Here is a 16736-nt window from a genome sequence, read left to right on the forward strand (position 1 = left end):
CCTTGACGAAAATTTGCGTGAACAATTACCGAGGAACTCCCGTGACCGAGCTGGTAACAAAACTGATGGACTTTGGCTTTACGAAAACTGACGCTTTGGTTTATATCAACTTGCTTAAAAATGGCCGCTCCAGCGGATATAAAATAGCCAAAGAGATTTCCCTCTCTCGTTCATCTGTTTATTCGTCGATTGACAACCTATACAAGAACGGTTGTATCTTTATGTCCGATGGCGATACCAAAGAATATGAAGCCAAGTCTCCGGATCTGATATTCAGTCAGATTGAGAAAAAGACGATAGAGAACATTCACATCCTGAAGAAAGAGCTCTCACGCATGATGCTTCAGGAAGAGAAAGAATTTATCTATAACGTTACAGGGTTTGAAAATCTGATTCAAAAAGCTCGGGAAATGCTTAACCTAGCGCAAATGGAAGTTTATCTTAATACGGATTTTAATCTCGAACTGATTGCAGACGAGATTTGCCAAGCCATAGAACGTGGAGTGCGAGTAATAGTTTTCTCTTTTAATCGCTTAGCCTTACCGCACCCTAAAGTTGAACACTATTCTCGTTCAGATAACCCTGAACAGCGCTATCCTTCTCACCGCTTTATGCTTGTGGTGGACATGAAACAAGCGATGATGTTTTCCCACCGAGAGGAGACTCAAGGCTTGTTCTCAAACAACCGCTTGATCATTAAAATGATGGCTGAACACATTCACAGTGACATTTATCTTACTGAGTACGAAAAATTAGCTTTAGAAAAGCGTTTTCGAATCGCTACCATCCATGAATTGGAAAACAATATGGTGACGGATGACCGTTTAAATGTACATTCTCACCCGCAACCTCAAAGTAGTGATCGATAGCGATTAAGCACAGTGTTGCGATGGAAAATTGGTTGCTATAGGAAATTGGTTGCTATGGAAAATAGTTGGGCAGCTTCAAGTCGTGCTGCCCTATCAAGCTTTGCTATTTGCTTCGTTCAGAAAGTACTTCTTTAAAAGCAAACATTCCATTTAATGCCGCGGGGAATCCTGCGTAGACTGACATTTGGATTATGACTTCTTTCAGCTCTTCTTCTGTACAACCCACATTAAGGGCGGCGTTCAGATGTACTTTTAGCTGTGGTGTACAATTCCCCATCGCTGTCAGCGCAGAAACGGTTGCTATCTCTCTTGATTTTAAGTCTAACCCCTGGCGGGTATAAATATCACCAAACGGGTATTCAATGGTAAATTTGGCTAAATCAGGGCAAATGTCACGCAGGCTTTCTATAACTTTTTCACCAGCCTCACCATCAATTTTTGATAGCTGTTCTAACCCAGATTTAAATCGTTGACTGTCCATTTTGTGTGCTCCTATTAATGACTACCAGCACACCATACAAGTTAGAGTTAACTCTAAGTCAACTTACTTTCCCACTTTTATATAAATCAATTTTTACTTCTAATGCATCCAGATGCTCGACCTGTTGCTGGATATGTTGTTTTAATTTTTCTCGGTGTTTTTCTAGCAGTGCTTGACGTTCTGCTCTGGTTTGAGCGCCTATATCTCTTAATGACGCATACTTTTGAATTTCTTCTAATGGCATCCCCGTGTCTTTCAGTCTTTTAATGAAATTAATCCAATCAATATCCCGATTGGAGTAGATACGATGACCACTGCTATTTCTTTGCACATGTTTGAGTAAGCCAATTTTTTCATAGTATCGAAGCGTGTAAGCCGAGAGGCCCACTAGATCCGAAAACTTCTTCATATTCATCTTTATCACCTTTCTGCTTTCATTGGCCAGACTCACGCCAACACTCAACGCAACACATTAACGGAGCAGATGAGTTGTTGCCATACAAATGCCTTGTTCCTCATAAATAGAGCTTAGAATGTGACAATTCAGCCAAACTCAAAACGAAAAAAGCGAGCACTGAGCTCGCTTTTAACAATATGACGTTAATTGTTATTACAGCAATTCAACTGACTGTTGAGCAATCACGAATTCTTCATTGGTTGGAATCACCATCGCCAGTTTAGAGTCGGCTGTAGTCACTGTACCTGATTGACCGAAGCGCGCTGCCGCATTGCCAGCTTCGTCTTCTTGGTAGCCAAATACTTTTAGATACTCAAGGATTTCACTGCGAATTGGCAGTGAGTTTTCACCAATACCGCCGGTGAACACAATGGCATCCACTTCTTCACCGATCGCTACCATGTATGAACCGATGTATTTGGCCACGCGGTAAGTGAAGATATCAAACGCCAGTTTCGCACGCGGGTTACCGTTGTCCATCGCTTCCAGCACGCCACGAGCATCGCTGGTAATGCCAGACACGCCAAGGAAACCTGATTTTTTGTTCAGCATTTCAAACAGTTCTTCTTGTTTCCAGCCTTTGCGGAACAAGAATTCGATCACGCTTGGGTCCAAATCACCACAACGTGTGCCCATCATCAGGCCTGCCAGCGGTGTTAAGCCCATGCTGGTGTCGATGCATTGACCATTTTTAATGGCTGTGACTGACGCGCCGTTACCAAGGTGAACAGTAATGAAGTTGCTTTCTTCAACGGGTTTGTTGATGGCTTTCGCTGCTTCACGGCTTACGTAGTAATGGCTTGTGCCGTGTGCGCCATAACGACGAACTTTGTGCTCTTGGTACAGCTCGTATGGCAGCGCGTAAACGAACGCTTTCTCTGGCATGGTTTGGTGGAAAGCCGTGTCGAAAACAGCAAATTGAGGCAGATTCGGGAACGCTTCCATCGCTGCGCGCATACCCGCCGCGTTGGCTTTGTTGTGCAAAGGTGCCAGTTCAGCAAGACGCTCAACGTCAGCAATCACAGCCTCATCCACACGAACAGTTTCTTTAAAGGTTTCGCCACCCGCGACGATACGGTGACCCACAGCGACAAACTTAGAACTTAGGCCCAGCGTTTCAAGCAGTGCCACCACGCGGTTGACTGCGTATTTGTGATGGTTCCCGCCTGCAGGAATCGCTTCTTCGGATTTCTGACCCTGGTATTTCCAGCTGATAACCGCTTCCGGCAAACCAAAACATTCTCCAAGACCCGACACTAAAGCATCACCGCTCTTTGAATCAATGACTGCAAATTTTAGTGAGGAGCTACCAGAGTTGATAACCAACACATACGAGTTCGACATGGGGCTCTTTCCTGTATCCGACAATGAATATGAAGCTTATGCTTCGTGTGTTTTCCTATGTCCATTATTCAATAATTTTTGAATCTTTCAACTTTGTTTTAATTCTTTGAGACCACTCTCGTGATTTTTATTGATCTCTAGCAAGATTTTATTTTTTTCGCCTTGTGAAATATTCAATTTGCGCTTCACACCAACTATAGACCACTAAGCGAAAAAACCGCCTACAAATGATTGTAAGCGATTGAATTACCTAGCCTGTTATTTTGTTAGTGCACTTAATTTTATATGCCATTAGTTACATTTAACACCTAAGTGGTAATGCATCATCACAACTGATAAGACGCCGAAATTTTATAACTTCTTCCCGGTTCATAATCATTTGTGGTCGCGCCACGCGCCGTTCCAAGACATGATGCGTGAGATACGTAAACCTCATCAACGATGTTTTCTATATCCACAGTCACGATTAAATAACCGTCTGACATCAATAGCAGCGCCGCAACCGACATTACAGAACAGGCAAGACGCAGGAGCAAAAAGGGCGTGATTTTAGCTTTAGAACCACTTCAAATAAGTGGCAATAAAAAAGGGTTCCGTTAAGGAATGTTTATTCGGAACCCTTTGAAAATAAGGAATTAAACTTGGTAAGTTTGGCAGTGATGTCCCAACACATGGGTAATGGTTTGAGGGGGAACGCTCTCCCAACCGGGTTCTTTTGCCAAAGGCTCTGACGCTAGAATGATATCTTCACCTTGTTTCTTAACAAACACTGTTGGTGGTTGCTGATCAGAACTGTAGCGAACTAGCCAGAGTTGCTCACCATCAGAAACACAAATAGAAGCCTTGAAAGGTTCTGTTACCCCTTTTTTGGCCATCGTTTGCTCAATGTCATAAATGGTCTTACGAATGGCTGCCACTGGCTGTTCAAACAAGCCATTCATAATCATGAGCAAAAAGACTAACTCACTGTCAGTGCTGCCTTGCTGCTTGATATAGATGTCTTCCGGCAACATACGCTCTAACGAGTATTTCACTTTGGCAAATTCGCCTATCTGACCGTTATGCAAAAACATCCAGTTATCTATAACAAAGGGATGGCAGTTGCTACGTGAAACGCAGCTCCCTGTCGAAGAGCGAACATGAGCCATAAAACGGTGCGAACGAATATGATGCGCTAAGGAGCGTAAGTTATCATCTCCCCATGCAGGTAACACTTCATGAAACTGCCCCGGTGTTGAACGTTCGGTATACCAACCTAATCCAAACCCGTCTGCATTAACTCGGGTGATTGTTTTTCGAGCTTCGATACTTTGATGAACAAGAGAATGTTCGGGGTGAAAAATAAGCTCATCTAGATAGATAGGGCTTCCTTGATACGCGAGCCAACGACACATAAAACACGCAATCCTATAACGACAAAAACGATAATTAACCACGAATTTTGTAAGGACGCAATAATCACAGATAAGACTACAATGCTTGCTGTGTATAGCTTGTGAGAGGTTTCAGTATACATTCTACACTCGACAGAAGTATCGAGTGCAGAACGTAAAGGCGACAAAATTAGTGCAATTTAAATTGAGCCATTTCGCTATTTAATTCGGTAACACGATCTCGAATTTGAAGTGATGTTTTATTCGCATTCTGGCTGATGGAATCCACATCTTTCATCGAAGTCGACACATTCTGCATATGTTCGGTGATCAGACGCGTCGCCTCTGTTTGCTGATTTGCCGCTGCGGCTAGCTGCAACATCTGTTCGTTCAGCGCGGAAATTTGATCGGTAGAATTAACCAACTTGATCACCGCTTCTTCAATGTGTTCCGAGCCCTGCTCTGCCATCTCCTGACTGCGTTGAATTTCTTTCACCACAGATCCAGTCGCACTCTGAATAGCATTGACAATACTATTGATTTCGGTGGTTGACTTAGTCGTGCGAGACGCCAGCATACGCACCTCATCAGCAACCACAGCAAAACCTCTTCCAGCATCACCAGCTCTCGCCGCTTCAATCGCAGCATTGAGCGCCAGTAAGTTGGTTTGTTCTGCTAACCCTTCGATCACTTCAGTTACTTTACCTATCGCTTGGCTTTCCAAATTCAACTTGGCAACCAGTTCACTCGTCACTTCAATCGTTTTATGCAAAGAAGCCATGGTCGCTTTATTTTGCTCAAGGGACTCACGCCCCAAAGTTAACTCATATTGACTGTCCGACAGGGTTTCTACCGAACGCTGCGCCTGATCAAGCGTATGTTGAGTTGACTGAGCCACATCTTCCAGTTCAGTCTCCATTTGCTCGATACTCTGTTCCTGATTTTTCACTTGGCTAAGCGTTTGCTGGCTGGAGGTGAGCAACGCTTGCATGCTGTCATTCACCTGCCCCGCTTTATCTGTCACGCCTTTGACGATATCCGATAAAGCGCGATTCATGCTGTTGATGGAAACCGTTAATGCTGACAACTCATCGCTTCCTTTCACTTCCAGTGGCTGTTGAGAAACATCCCCTGAAGCAATCAACTGTGCCCGTTTTGAAATTTGCGCTACACGGCGACCAATGCTACGCCCCATATAAGTTGATACCACCAGCGATGCAATCACCACCAAGAAGAGTGCCACCACCAAAGTCGTTAGAACTTGATGGATAGATTGATTAATACCCTCACCGCTCCTATCCGCTTTGCTTTGCTGAGCCGTAACAACCGCCTCCAAGCTAATGTCCAATTGTTCCGCGGCAGGCACAAGAACATTCGCCATCTCTTGATTAACTAAGTTCCAATCTGGCGACTGACGAAGCGCGATGGTTTGATCAGCAAGCGGAAAATACAGCTGCTGCATCTCTTTAAAGAGTTGCCAAAGTGATTGGTCATCTTCGTTCAACAAATCAATCTTACTTTCTATCTCACTCACAGACTGCTTATGGGCTTTGATAAAATCTTGATACTTTGTCAGATAATCAGGGTCACCGTACAAAAGAAAATCGCGCATGGCAGACAGCGCATTTGCCAGCGAGTTATAGCTGTCGGCATAGACTTTAAACAGACGCTTTCTCTCTTCACCCTCTTTGTTTGAAGATTCCGCATTGAGCAACCCTTGAATCTGATCTAATGCCACTTCAGCAATTGGCGCAGCTTCACTGGTGAACAAATTATGCGCAGGCAGATTCTCAGGTGTATGTGTCATCTCAACGATTTTGTTTACCGAGTCTTTCACTTCATTCCAATGTGTGACCACATTCTGGTAGTCCTGTGGTTGAATGAGGTTTTCTAACACCGGCAAAGATTCATCTGTCTGAGCGATAATCGTGTTGATTTTAGTCTTGAGGTTTTCACCCGTCTGTTCGTCATTGCCCAATAACATATAGGCTCGAACAGTAGAGAGTGTTGCCTGAATAGATTGCTGAATAGCTCGGGAGGTATCGACCGTTGGCAAATCAGACTGAAGAAGTGAATTAGTGTGAGTCTCTAATACTGAGACATTTCGGTAGGTAACGACCGCAGAAACCGTAAATAATACGGCTAAAAGTAAAAAACTTAACTGCAATTTCCCCGAAATTGTTAGCTTCATCCTTGAGCTCCTGTACAACTTTTAACAGACTATAACGTTAATTAAAGGTTAACGGTATATACAAATAAAACTTGAGAAGCGTTTGGTTAGTGTTTGTACAATTTACGTATGATATCCGGTATTTTGGCAGAAAATGGCCTCGTTGCTGAGTCTATGCCCCCAATGAATACATCAAAAGTGACGGTGCAAGCACGCAAGTAACAAATGCAGGATGGGTTAAAGCAGAATAACGAAAATGAATCAGTAATGGGGCTGCGACAAACAGAGTGATCAACACAGGGACGGTATCAACATCAATCGCAAAGTGAACAATCACCAACGTTGTCGCAAGACCAAGTATTGATAGGTAAGGAATCAGTACTTTTTTACCTAGAAGAAGCATAAAGAAAAACGTCGCCAAAAAAGAAAACATCATGAAAACCTAAATTAATAATAATTATCATTTAGATTTAAATGATATGTTGAGTCTTGAGGTAAATCAAGCAGCAAAATGGGTTTTACTTGTTCGTTTCTTTAATTTAGAAAGTGACAGCAAGTGCGATCAAAAAGAGCAACCGTTTATCGCTGCTCTTAGTATTTAAACTCGTATTTAATACTTTGCTTTCTGCTAAAGCTTCACTGTCCGTATTGGCTATTTCGCTGACAGCGCCTGACCGGAAAATTTCACGCCAGCCCAACCAAAGCGGATAAAATTGCGGATATTTTGATGATCATCGTTATCAGGGTTTTGTAGCACATCTTTACGATAAAAATCGCCAAAACACGCTAGCGTCTGTGCCTCTGTCAGTTGCTGCAACTGCGCAAAAGCAAAAATTTTGCACGAACCGTTGTTTTGATTCTCTTCATTTACGGTTTCGCCATTAACAAAAGCAGTTGGCGTAAAATCAAAATTCGCATCGATGGTCGCGATGACTTCCTGAAATTCTACTTTTTCTGGTTGTTGGTTTAACTTTTCAATCAGTGCTGCAATTTCCATATGTATTGTTCTATCCAGTTAAAAACGAAAAAGGCAGTCTAATGAAAAACTGCCTTGATGCAAACTCACTAAATCCATAACGGCTGTTTAAACACTACCAATTTACCGCTTTCCATCCATTCGGAGGATTGAGTCCCCAGCGCTTGAACTCTTCTGGGCTATATATTTCCATGCCTTGATGGCCCGCTTGAATTGGGAAAGTGCTGGCATCTAAACCTTTCTCTAAGATTTCTCGCGCAATATTGCCCGCTTGTATCCCTTGAGAACGACCATCTAAAATCACACCACCAGCCGCTTTTCCTTTACCGATGGAAAAATCCCAGAAACCGAATAAAGGCACTTCGCTGTTGTTTGATGTCCAATCCAACAGTGTTTCGGACGGTACACTCTCGCCATCGCTATCAATCAAGGTCTGAAATAATCCAACCACAATGGCACTCACATTATTGCGTTTAGCGTTCAACACCGCCTCTCGCCACTCACTTTCTGTCGAAAAAGTGTTTATCTGTGTATCAATACTCAAATTCTGTTTAATTAGCGCTGTTTGACTCTCTATGGTTCGTACTGCAATTTTTGAAGTGTTACCAGAATCAAACATCACCAGCACCTTAGGATTGGTGTTGGGGCTGTCCAATACCTCGCCGACACCAGCCATGGTTTTGGTATAAAAAGGGCGTTCCAGAATGCCCGTGACTCCGGCTTTCCCCGAATACTTGGTCAGCAATTCTCTGGGGTTGGAGTTAATCCCTAAAAACACAATCGGAATGGGTTCCTGATACAACTTCGGCAACATATAACTCAATGCATTGTCATCACCGATGACCACTAAGTCCGGTTTCAATTCTAGATAGGCTTGATGAGCCAACTCCGCTCTCTGTTCATACTCCTGACTTGGAATCCGTTTGGTGTCCATTTCAAAAAAAGTCAGTTGATGGTCGGATGCTAAACTTTCAGTCAGCCCTTGCCTGTAACCCGCATCCCAACCGAATCCAGCGTGATAGCTCTCTATCACCAAAATGTTGGCGGCCATTACAGGTGAAGATAACAAGCAGATAAGCAGTGCAATTCGAAACATAGTTAACGCCTTAATATCTTATTATTTTTTAAGTTTAGACGAACTTCGCCAATTACCAGAATCAGACCTTCTATACTGGAATCATCCTTTAGTTAAAAACTTAAATGACAACTACTACAACTTTAGGTAAATCGGACTTCAAGTAGAAAGGGAATGCTTAATGAATAAGAGTCGGCAGTTCATCGAAAGTGACACCAACCCGTTTTATAGCCGTATCGGCCGAAGAATTATCATTATTTTAGTTTTACTCAGCGGCGCTGTGACACTGGTTGCAACTTTGACACAGACTTACTTTGACTACAAAAGCGAATTTAATGATGTTGAACAACGCCACCATGAGATTGAAATTATCCACTCCGAACTGCTTTCTGCTTCTTTATGGGATTATGATTTAGTTCTACTGCAACAACGTCTGGACAGCTTGGTTGAACTTCCTAAATTGAATTACTTAAGAATAAAATCAGGTAAATACCAGTTTGAAGCAGGGACACCTGTTACCGGTAGTGTGGTAACCAGTACCTACCCTCTGTATCACATCGATCCCGATAGCAATCAAATGCAGCAACTGGGTACTATTTACATTGAGTCCAGCGCACAAGATATTTATAACGGCCTCATCAAGCAGTTCATCATCACCCTGTTAGTTAACGCCGTAAAAACACTGTTTGTCTGTGCGGTGATCCTCATGGTCTTTCATGAAAGTATCAATCGTCGAATTTTCTCCGTAGCTCATTACTTGCGCAAATATAATCCACGTCACCCTGCAGAAAAGCTCTCGCTGGAGCACAAAAAATGGATCATGGAAAAAGACGATGAACTGGATTGGCTGGCAGAAGAGACCAATACCATAACCAATAATGTCACCACTCTTTATCGCAGCATTAAGTTTGAACAAGAACGCTTTGCCGATTTTACCCAAGTGTCCTCAGATTGGTTATGGGAAACCAATATGGATGGCTACCTAACTTACGTCTCTGAACCTATGCGTGAGATGCTCGAAATTGATGAATTTACCCGCCCCACCTTCGCCCAAATCCCTTGGTTTGTTGATGTGACGGAATTGCTTCGCGCTTTAGAAACCAAACGTGATTTTTCCAAGTGTGAACAACAATTAAAAATTGATGGCTATAACATCTATATGATGTTTCAGGGAATCGCCCGCTACGAAAATGACCAGTTTGTCGGTTATCGTGGTACCACTATCAACATTACTCAGCTCAAGTCGACTCAGCTAGAGTTGCAGACGCTCAACTATAACTTGGAAAAAACCGTAGACGAGCGAACCCTTGACCTGAAACAGAGCATGGAACATCTTCAGCGCACACAAGATCAATTGATCGAATCTGAAAAACTGGCGGCTTTGGGCGGTCTTGTCGCAGGCGTAGCGCATGAAGTTAATACGCCGCTAGGTATTGCGGTTACCGCCACCTCTGTGATTCAAGAAGTGAAAAATGAATTAAACGCGGCATTTGCCTCACAAACCCTTACCAGTACCCAGTTTAGTGAACTGATGCAGCGTCTCGCCGATAGCAGTGCGTTGTTAGAAAGTAACCTGAACAGAGCTGCGAAGTTAGTACGGGATTTCAAACAGACAGCCGTTGATCAGGTATCTGAACAACGCAGCCAATTCCGTATCCAACAGGTTATTGAAGCCTTGATTGCCAGCCTGCATTCAGAAACACGCAAGATACCTGTTGAACCTCAGATTCAAGGCGATGAACAGTTAATGATGACCAGCCTACCCGGCGTGTTGACACAAATTCTGACCAATCTGATTATGAATAGCTTAAATCACGCATTCAAAGACGTTGCACAACCCAGTATTGTGATTCACTTCTACGAACAAAATGACAACATCGTTTTGGAATATCAGGACAACGGTAGTGGTGTTGCCAAAGCACTGCATCAGAAAATTTTCGAACCGTTCTTTACAACCAAGCGAGGACTAGGCGGTTCAGGGCTGGGACTAAATTTGGTCTTTAACCTGTTGAAGAAAAAGCTTAAAGGGGATTTACAATTTGAATCTGACATTGGGCAAGGCGTTCACTATACCTTCACCATGCCCAAAGTCCTGACTCAGGAAACAAAAGATTAATCTGGCCAAGTCGATCTTATTTCCACGAATGCATCCCAGTTATCGAGGAGTAGATCCACCAATTTTGGCTCAAAATGCTGGCCTCTTTGCGCCAGCAATTCGCGCTTAATCTCATCATCTGGCCACGCTTCTTTGTAGACACGTTTAGCACCTAAAGCGTCAAATACATCGGCCAATGCGGTAATGCGTCCACAAATAGGAATATCGTCGCCTTTAAGCTTGTTAGGATACCCTTCGCCGTTCCATTTCTCATGGTGCGTAGCCGCAATTTCCTTCGCCACAACCATCAATGGACGTTTTGATTTGCTTAGAATATCAACACCATATTCAACATGCCTTTGCATTTCTGCCCACTCTTCTGCATTCAGTTTTCCAGGCTTATGCAAGATGCTATCAGGAATCGCCACTTTGCCGACATCATGCAAAGGAGAAGCACTGCGAATAAGCGTGGCCTCTGACTCTGGCAAACCGTACAAAAGTGCCAGCTTTTCGCAGAATAGCGATACCCGCTGAACATGGGCCCCTGTTTCTTTACTGCGTGCTTCTACTGCGTTTGCCAAGTTGTATACCAACTCTTTAGACGTCTCTTTGAGATCTTCCATAAGGTTAATTTTTTCGAAGGTTAACCCTATGTTGTACATATAAATTTGCAGTAGTTGTTTATCCAGTTCTGACAACTCTTCATTAAGATTCACATACAAGAGGTTATCGGCACCCCGCTCATCGTGAAGGTAGCATATATAAGCCTTGCCGAAATCTTCAGACAGTCGAGTTTCAAGTACTTTACGACAACGGTTAACGACATCTTCTGGTAACACGTCAAACGCACAATCTTGGTAGCAGTCAACATACTCGCCAGTCGCTGCCAGTGTAAACGGGCGTGCTTCTTCCCCTTCACTACGAGGTTTTACAATGCAGTAAAAAGCCGAGGCATTCAGTTTCAATAAAGAGGTCATTTGACTCAGAACAGAAGAAGCGTAGGTCTTTAAAGTTGTGGTGTTTTGCACCTTGGCTGATGCTTCAATGACGCGGCTAAGCCCTTGCTTTTGTTCTTCAATCAGACACAAGTCTCGATATGACCTGAGCATAGAGTAAAGCAGTGTACGCAACTTCTGCGTGGTCAGTTCGGTTTTCTCTTTATAGTCATCAATCTCATATTCTTGGATGACTCTATCTTCCGGCGCCTGACCAGCTTGCCCCGTCCTTAAAACCAGACGAGTCATTTTATTATTGAGATGTTCGCGGATGTAACGAACCAATTCGAGACCTGCGTGTTCACTCTCCATGACAACATCGATCAGAGCCAGAGCCACATCGTCACGTTCTTCCATGACTTTACGAGCTTCGTCCCCAGATAGCGCTGAAATCAATTCAAGTGGCCGCTCCTGAAACAAGAAACCACTAAGGGCTAATTTGGTGACTTGATGCATTTCTTGGTCATCATCCACCAGTAAAACTTTCCACGTTTTAACAACATTTTGGGGTACTTTTATCTCAGACACTGAGCTACCACGCATGTCCGCAAATAAATCCATTTACAGCCTCATTATAGTTATTCTTAATTGCCATTTTAGCGTAGCACATTCCATATAGTCGCAATGTTACCTGTGGCACTTTTTTGCTGTACATTGTTCAGCATAGGGTTTGAGCTTTACCGTACGTCGTAATAAATGCTTGTTAGAGCACAGCAAATTTTTCTCTGTCATCTAGAATAATAAGTTCAGTCAGTTGAACTACTACACATAAAAGGGAATATAATGAAGAAACTGTTAAGGCTCTTTCCTTTGTACCTAGTTGTCACAGTCATCGCAGGAGTCCCCATACTTATCGCGCTGACATTAGCAGTATCGAATATACTCGATTTAAATAAACGAGTGAGTATTGCAGAGCATGATCAAGAGACCGTCCAACTCATCCTTTTATACGATAATCTCGCCCACAATTTGGCGGTTGAACGTGGATTAACGGCTGGCGTGCTGGGTTCAAAAGGCCAAGGCGATCAAGTTGAAGCGTTAAGCAAGCAACGTACTCAATCTGATATTCACGTTAAAGCCCTGCAAAGTTTCAACCCAACTTACATTCCCAAAGCCTTCACGGACAAAATTCGTTCTGACATCAACACCCAGCTTCAGTCTTTAGCCGAAGTGCGCAAGCAAGTCGATGCTCTTCAACCTAAAGTGTCGCCTTTTGCTTATTATTCGAATCTTAACCAGCTCGCGATTGATAATGCGCGAGTGCTGCTGGGAACGATTGATGATGCCAGCGTGTCAGAGCTGGGTAGTTCACTGATTTCCGTGGTGATAATGAAAGAGCGAGCGGGACAAGTTCGCGGTGCATTGAATGGCGCGTTTGCCCGCCAAAAATCAAATGCCGCTCAGTACACATCGATTAGTGACTATATTTCTTCGGGTAACTACGCAGAACGTTCGGCTTTACTGACCATGCCTTCTGAGTTTATCCAACAGCTCAACGATGCCAAGAACTCACCTATTTGGAAAAACGTTGAGCAAATTCAACAACGCTATCTGAGTCAGGCTAATCAACTGGATAACTTGCAAGGCCCTAAACCCACAGAATGGTTTGCAGCCGCGACGGAGCGAATTGGTTTGATAAATCAATTAAGAAACTCCGTTCAAGGCCAGATGATGACGATATCAAGCCAACAAGCGGAACAGGCGAATACTAACGAAAGCATTATTATCGCGTTAAGTACTGTCATCGGTTTTATTTTATTATTCGGGCTTTACTCTTCTGTACACACTTTGAGAAGCCGTGTGGGAAGCTTAACTAAAAAACTGGCGCTTATGTCTAGCGACAGAGACTTGAGTGTATCGCTGGCATCAGATGGACAGGATGAAATCTCACAGATATCTCAGAGTGTGAATGGTTTAACCACCAGTATTCGAAACCTCTTAAGCGACGTGACACACTCTAATGATCATAGTGCCGAACGCCTAACACTCATCATCCAAAGCTCAAAAGACCTTTCTCAAAGTAGCCAGGCAACCACGGCCAAATGTGACAATATTGCCGCAGCGATGACTGAGTTGTCTCAATCAAGCGTGGAAATTGCCCAATCGTCAGAGCGTGCCCTTGATGAAACTAATACGATGACTCAGAAAGTCATCACTTGCCAAAACCAAAGTCAGTCTTCGTTTAAAGCAGTAGAAGCTTTAGTGGAACAAATCGAACAAACTCAGATTTGTATGCAAAATCTGGAAAAAGACGCCATGAGCGTCAGTAAAATAGTCGACACCATCAGCGGCATTTCCGAGCAGACCAACCTACTTGCGTTGAATGCAGCCATCGAAGCTGCGCGAGCTGGAGAACATGGACGAGGTTTCGCGGTTGTTTCTTCAGAAGTTCGAGATTTAGCGCAACGAAGTAAAGAAGCCACCGAACACATTAGCCAGTTGTTGAGTAACATGTCGAGCAACACCAACACGGCAGTGAGCTTTATGGAAAAGAGCCGACAGGCGACTCACACAACTTTCGAATCCGTTTCAACCGTAAACACCAGTGTCGCTGAGCTGGAAAGTGTAATTGAGGAAGTAAACACTCACATTACAAGCATTGCCAACTCAACCGTTGAGCAATCTAAAGCAAGTGAAGATGTTGACCGAGATGTCGATGTATTAGCAGAGATTGCGCAAAACACTGGCGCACTGGCAACACAATTGAACGAAATCGTAAGCAGCTATAACAAAGAGGCAGACACGGTTAAACAGCAACTCAGTGAGTTCAAACTCACATAGTAGAAAAACATTACGGACATAAAAAAGAGTCATCCATGGATGACTCTTTTTCGTAAACTTCAAATTAAAATGGCACTTCTATATGCATCATTAGGTCTACTTCGTAGTCTTCATGCCAACGATAATCCATTCGCATACGTGGTTCGCCTTTTTTCTTACTACCGAACCCTAAGCTCAGTAATAAACCATGGCTTTTTAACCACTCTTCCGTAGACATCTCAGCTTGCTCTTTTAAAAGCTTTGGAGGCATCCATACACCCACGCCGATGTAACTTTGGGCAATCTTATGGGTAAACAAAGGTTCATCTTCTTGATCGAATCCCCACTGCTCCCAGTAATCACTAATGATTTCTTTTTCGTTAAAAAAATCTAATTCAAAGAGTTTGTTAGAAGCATACTCCAACCCGTGAATGAACGAGATACAAAGTACACGACTGTCTGATAGCTCTATCGTTTCAAAAGGCTTGTGCGATGGATCTTTATACACAAAGGATTCGCATGCACTTGCCAAATTCGAAACCAATAGCAACAAAATACATGTAGCAAAAGATTTCATTAAACAGCTGCTCCGACCTCTTGGAGCGCTGATTTTCTAATAGACTTTTAAACGCTTCAATAACCCTTCTACACTTGGGGTCGTTAAACCGTTAATTTCAGCGTTATCTGACAGCCTACGTCTTATCTCAGTACTACGAACAGGTATTCTTTCCGGACAAACCATGATCGACCAACGCTGCAAAATCTCGGAAGATTTGTAGAACTTGTCGAAGTTGAGCAAATTATCAGGACCTATCACAAACGTGATGTCAGCTTGCGGAAAGATTTCTTCAACTTTTGTCAAAACTGCATAAGTTGTGACACTGTTACCGGGCGTGACCAACTCCTGTTCGATTTTGCACAGTGTCACTTTGCTTGAGCCAATATCCTTAATGAAGGCTTCGATCAGTTGGCAACGGATATCGTAATCCAACATTTCTTTACCCCAAGCATGGGAAATACTGGGTACCAATAAAATGCGGTCAAAGTGATCCAAAGAGTCAATAACACTCTTGTGCCCCAAACTCGGTGGATTAAATGCACTGCCAAACACAGCAATTTTTTCCATCTTTACCTCTACTAAGAATGAAATCTCTATTCTCGGTTTTCTAATTGCATGATTGAGGTATGATACTACGAAAGTTTGTTAATGCTTGCAGGAAAAGGAAACCCAATGGAACAAATGATTCGAGATGAGATGCGAGTACTTCCTAGCATCGATCCAGAGTTCGAAATCGAACGTCGTGTCGCTTTTCTAAAACGTAAATTACTAGAGTCTGGCTGCAAATCTCTGGTACTTGGTATCAGTGGTGGTATTGACTCCACGACTTGCGGACGCTTGGCTCAACTTGCTGTTGAAGCACTGAATAAAGAAAGCGACTCGAATAATTACCAGTTTATCGCTGTGCGTTTGCCATACGGCGAACAAAAAGACGAAGACGAAGCACAATTGGCTTTATCTTTTATCAAACCGACGCACTCTGTTTCAGTAAACATTAAAGCTGGCGTAGACGGCTTGCATGCAGCTTCTCATGAGGCTTTAGCACATACCGGTCTACTTCCGGCTAATGCAGAGAAGCTTGATTTTGTAAAAGGTAACGTAAAAGCACGTGCTCGCATGGTGGCTCAATACGAAATCGCTGGCTACGTCGGTGGTCTAGTTCTAGGTACGGATCACTCCGCAGAGAACATTACTGGTTTCTACACCAAGTTCGGCGATGGTGCGTGCGACATGGCGCCTCTGTTTGGCTTAAGTAAGCGTCAAGTTCGTCAGGTGGCAGCGGCTCTTGGTGCGCCTGATTTGCTGGTTCACAAAACACCAACGGCGGATTTGGAAGAGCTTTCACCTCAAAAAGCTGATGAAGATGCATTGAATCTTACGTACGACCAAATCGATGATTTCTTAGAAGGCAAACCCGTTTCTAAAGAAGCTTCTGACCGTTTAGTGGCTATCTATAAAGCGACTCAGCATAAGCGTCAACCTATCCCAACGATTTACGACTAACAATCCGATCAATAATCGTACAGAAAGCCAAGCAGCTCGCTTGGCTTTTTTACATCCGCTAAGTGATTACAACACATTC

The 16736-nt window shown here is 43.3% G+C and carries 16 protein-coding genes; 4 read left to right on the top strand and 12 right to left on the bottom strand.

Annotation, left to right across the window (positions count from 1 at the left end):
- The first annotated feature begins 41 nt into the window (after positions 1-41).
- Positions 42-869, top strand: coding sequence for a helix-turn-helix domain-containing protein (locus HUO09_RS05970; protein ID WP_167413222.1), 828 nt, complete (start codon positions 42-44; stop codon positions 867-869).
- Positions 870-972: 103 nt separating this feature from the next.
- On the opposite strand, the gene HUO09_RS05975 is transcribed toward HUO09_RS05970, so the two are convergent.
- The 9 genes from HUO09_RS05975 to HUO09_RS06015 form a co-directional block, all read right to left on the bottom strand.
- Positions 973-1350 carry a carboxymuconolactone decarboxylase family protein gene (locus HUO09_RS05975; protein WP_188233339.1) on the bottom strand — a complete coding sequence of 126 codons (378 nt, stop codon included), beginning with the start codon at positions 1348-1350 and terminating at the stop codon, positions 973-975.
- Between the two features lie 58 nt (positions 1351-1408).
- Positions 1409-1765: a MerR family transcriptional regulator gene (locus HUO09_RS05980; RefSeq protein WP_188233340.1), complete on the bottom strand. Its 357-nt coding sequence runs from the start codon at positions 1763-1765 to the stop codon at positions 1409-1411.
- A 195-nt stretch (positions 1766-1960) separates the two neighbouring features.
- The gene (locus HUO09_RS05985) at positions 1961-3151 is read right to left on the bottom strand and encodes an acetate/propionate family kinase (RefSeq protein WP_188233341.1); all 1191 of its coding nucleotides are present in this window, start codon (positions 3149-3151) and stop codon (positions 1961-1963) included.
- Positions 3152-3477: 326 nt separating this feature from the next.
- Positions 3478-3660 carry a hypothetical protein gene (locus tag HUO09_RS05990; protein ID WP_188233342.1) on the bottom strand — a complete coding sequence of 61 codons (183 nt, stop codon included), beginning with the start codon at positions 3658-3660 and terminating at the stop codon, positions 3478-3480.
- 126 nt (positions 3661-3786) lie between these two features.
- A complete protein-coding gene (locus HUO09_RS05995) occupies positions 3787-4545 on the bottom strand; it encodes a class II glutamine amidotransferase (RefSeq protein WP_167413226.1) in 759 nt (252 codons plus the stop codon).
- A 169-nt stretch (positions 4546-4714) separates the two neighbouring features.
- Complete coding sequence (locus HUO09_RS06000; RefSeq protein ID WP_188233343.1) at positions 4715-6715, bottom strand: methyl-accepting chemotaxis protein; 2001 nt, start codon at positions 6713-6715, stop codon at positions 4715-4717.
- Positions 6716-6866: 151 nt separating this feature from the next.
- A complete protein-coding gene (locus HUO09_RS06005) occupies positions 6867-7130 on the bottom strand; it encodes a hypothetical protein (protein WP_188233344.1) in 264 nt (87 codons plus the stop codon).
- Positions 7131-7346: 216 nt separating this feature from the next.
- A complete protein-coding gene (locus tag HUO09_RS06010) occupies positions 7347-7691 on the bottom strand; it encodes a HopJ type III effector protein (RefSeq protein ID WP_167413200.1) in 345 nt (114 codons plus the stop codon).
- A 94-nt stretch (positions 7692-7785) separates the two neighbouring features.
- Entirely contained in the window at positions 7786-8766 is a 981-nt protein-coding gene (locus HUO09_RS06015; protein ID WP_188233345.1) for an ABC transporter substrate-binding protein, read from the bottom strand.
- Between the two features lie 160 nt (positions 8767-8926).
- Between HUO09_RS06015 and HUO09_RS06020 the strand changes: the two genes are divergently transcribed.
- A complete protein-coding gene (locus HUO09_RS06020) occupies positions 8927-10861 on the top strand; it encodes an ATP-binding protein (protein WP_188233346.1) in 1935 nt (644 codons plus the stop codon).
- Here HUO09_RS06020 and HUO09_RS06025 read toward each other — a convergent pair.
- Positions 10858-12396 carry a DUF3369 domain-containing protein gene (locus tag HUO09_RS06025; RefSeq protein WP_167413203.1) on the bottom strand — a complete coding sequence of 513 codons (1539 nt, stop codon included), beginning with the start codon at positions 12394-12396 and terminating at the stop codon, positions 10858-10860. The genes HUO09_RS06020 and HUO09_RS06025 overlap by 4 nt on opposite strands.
- A 222-nt stretch (positions 12397-12618) precedes the next feature.
- Between HUO09_RS06025 and HUO09_RS06030 the strand changes: the two genes are divergently transcribed.
- Positions 12619-14616, top strand: a complete 1998-nt coding sequence (locus tag HUO09_RS06030) for a methyl-accepting chemotaxis protein (RefSeq protein WP_188233347.1) — start codon at positions 12619-12621, stop codon at positions 14614-14616.
- Between the two features lie 64 nt (positions 14617-14680).
- Here the strand turns inward: HUO09_RS06030 and HUO09_RS06035 are convergent, their stop codons facing one another.
- Entirely contained in the window at positions 14681-15172 is a 492-nt protein-coding gene (locus HUO09_RS06035) for a hypothetical protein (RefSeq protein ID WP_188233348.1), read from the bottom strand.
- A 36-nt stretch (positions 15173-15208) separates the two neighbouring features.
- Complete coding sequence (locus tag HUO09_RS06040; protein ID WP_188233349.1) at positions 15209-15721, bottom strand: nicotinate-nicotinamide nucleotide adenylyltransferase; 513 nt, start codon at positions 15719-15721, stop codon at positions 15209-15211.
- A 105-nt stretch (positions 15722-15826) separates the two neighbouring features.
- Here HUO09_RS06040 and nadE point away from each other — a divergent pair, with 105 nt between their 5' ends.
- Positions 15827-16657, top strand: a complete 831-nt coding sequence (nadE, locus tag HUO09_RS06045; protein ID WP_167413207.1) for an ammonia-dependent NAD(+) synthetase — start codon at positions 15827-15829, stop codon at positions 16655-16657.
- Positions 16658-16736: the final 79 nt, after the last annotated feature.

Source organism: Vibrio sp. Y2-5, assembly GCF_014596725.1.
Taxonomy (GTDB): domain Bacteria; phylum Pseudomonadota; class Gammaproteobacteria; order Enterobacterales; family Vibrionaceae; genus Vibrio.

Bases quoted from the DNA above. Each gene is read 5' to 3' on its own strand.
- HUO09_RS06005 (WP_188233344.1), bottom strand. From the start codon at position 7,130: ATGATGTTTTCTTTTTTGGCGACGTTTTTCTTTATGCTTCTTCTAGGT.
- HUO09_RS06015 (WP_188233345.1), bottom strand. From the start codon at position 8,766: ATGTTTCGAATTGCACTGCTTATCTGCTTGTTATCTTCACCTGTAATG.
- HUO09_RS05980 (WP_188233340.1), bottom strand. From the start codon at position 1,765: ATGAATATGAAGAAGTTTTCGGATCTAGTGGGCCTCTCGGCTTACACG.
- HUO09_RS06020 (WP_188233346.1), top strand. From the start codon at position 8,927: ATGAATAAGAGTCGGCAGTTCATCGAAAGTGACACCAACCCGTTTTAT.
- HUO09_RS05995 (WP_167413226.1), bottom strand. From the start codon at position 4,545: ATGTGTCGTTGGCTCGCGTATCAAGGAAGCCCTATCTATCTAGATGAG.
- HUO09_RS05975 (WP_188233339.1), bottom strand. From the start codon at position 1,350: ATGGACAGTCAACGATTTAAATCTGGGTTAGAACAGCTATCAAAAATT.
- HUO09_RS06025 (WP_167413203.1), bottom strand. From the start codon at position 12,396: ATGGATTTATTTGCGGACATGCGTGGTAGCTCAGTGTCTGAGATAAAA.
- HUO09_RS06000 (WP_188233343.1), bottom strand. From the start codon at position 6,715: ATGAAGCTAACAATTTCGGGGAAATTGCAGTTAAGTTTTTTACTTTTA.
- HUO09_RS06040 (WP_188233349.1), bottom strand. From the start codon at position 15,721: ATGGAAAAAATTGCTGTGTTTGGCAGTGCATTTAATCCACCGAGTTTG.
- HUO09_RS06030 (WP_188233347.1), top strand. From the start codon at position 12,619: ATGAAGAAACTGTTAAGGCTCTTTCCTTTGTACCTAGTTGTCACAGTC.
- HUO09_RS06035 (WP_188233348.1), bottom strand. From the start codon at position 15,172: ATGAAATCTTTTGCTACATGTATTTTGTTGCTATTGGTTTCGAATTTG.
- HUO09_RS05990 (WP_188233342.1), bottom strand. From the start codon at position 3,660: ATGTCGGTTGCGGCGCTGCTATTGATGTCAGACGGTTATTTAATCGTG.
- HUO09_RS06010 (WP_167413200.1), bottom strand. From the start codon at position 7,691: ATGGAAATTGCAGCACTGATTGAAAAGTTAAACCAACAACCAGAAAAA.
- nadE (WP_167413207.1), top strand. From the start codon at position 15,827: ATGGAACAAATGATTCGAGATGAGATGCGAGTACTTCCTAGCATCGAT.
- HUO09_RS05985 (WP_188233341.1), bottom strand. From the start codon at position 3,151: ATGTCGAACTCGTATGTGTTGGTTATCAACTCTGGTAGCTCCTCACTA.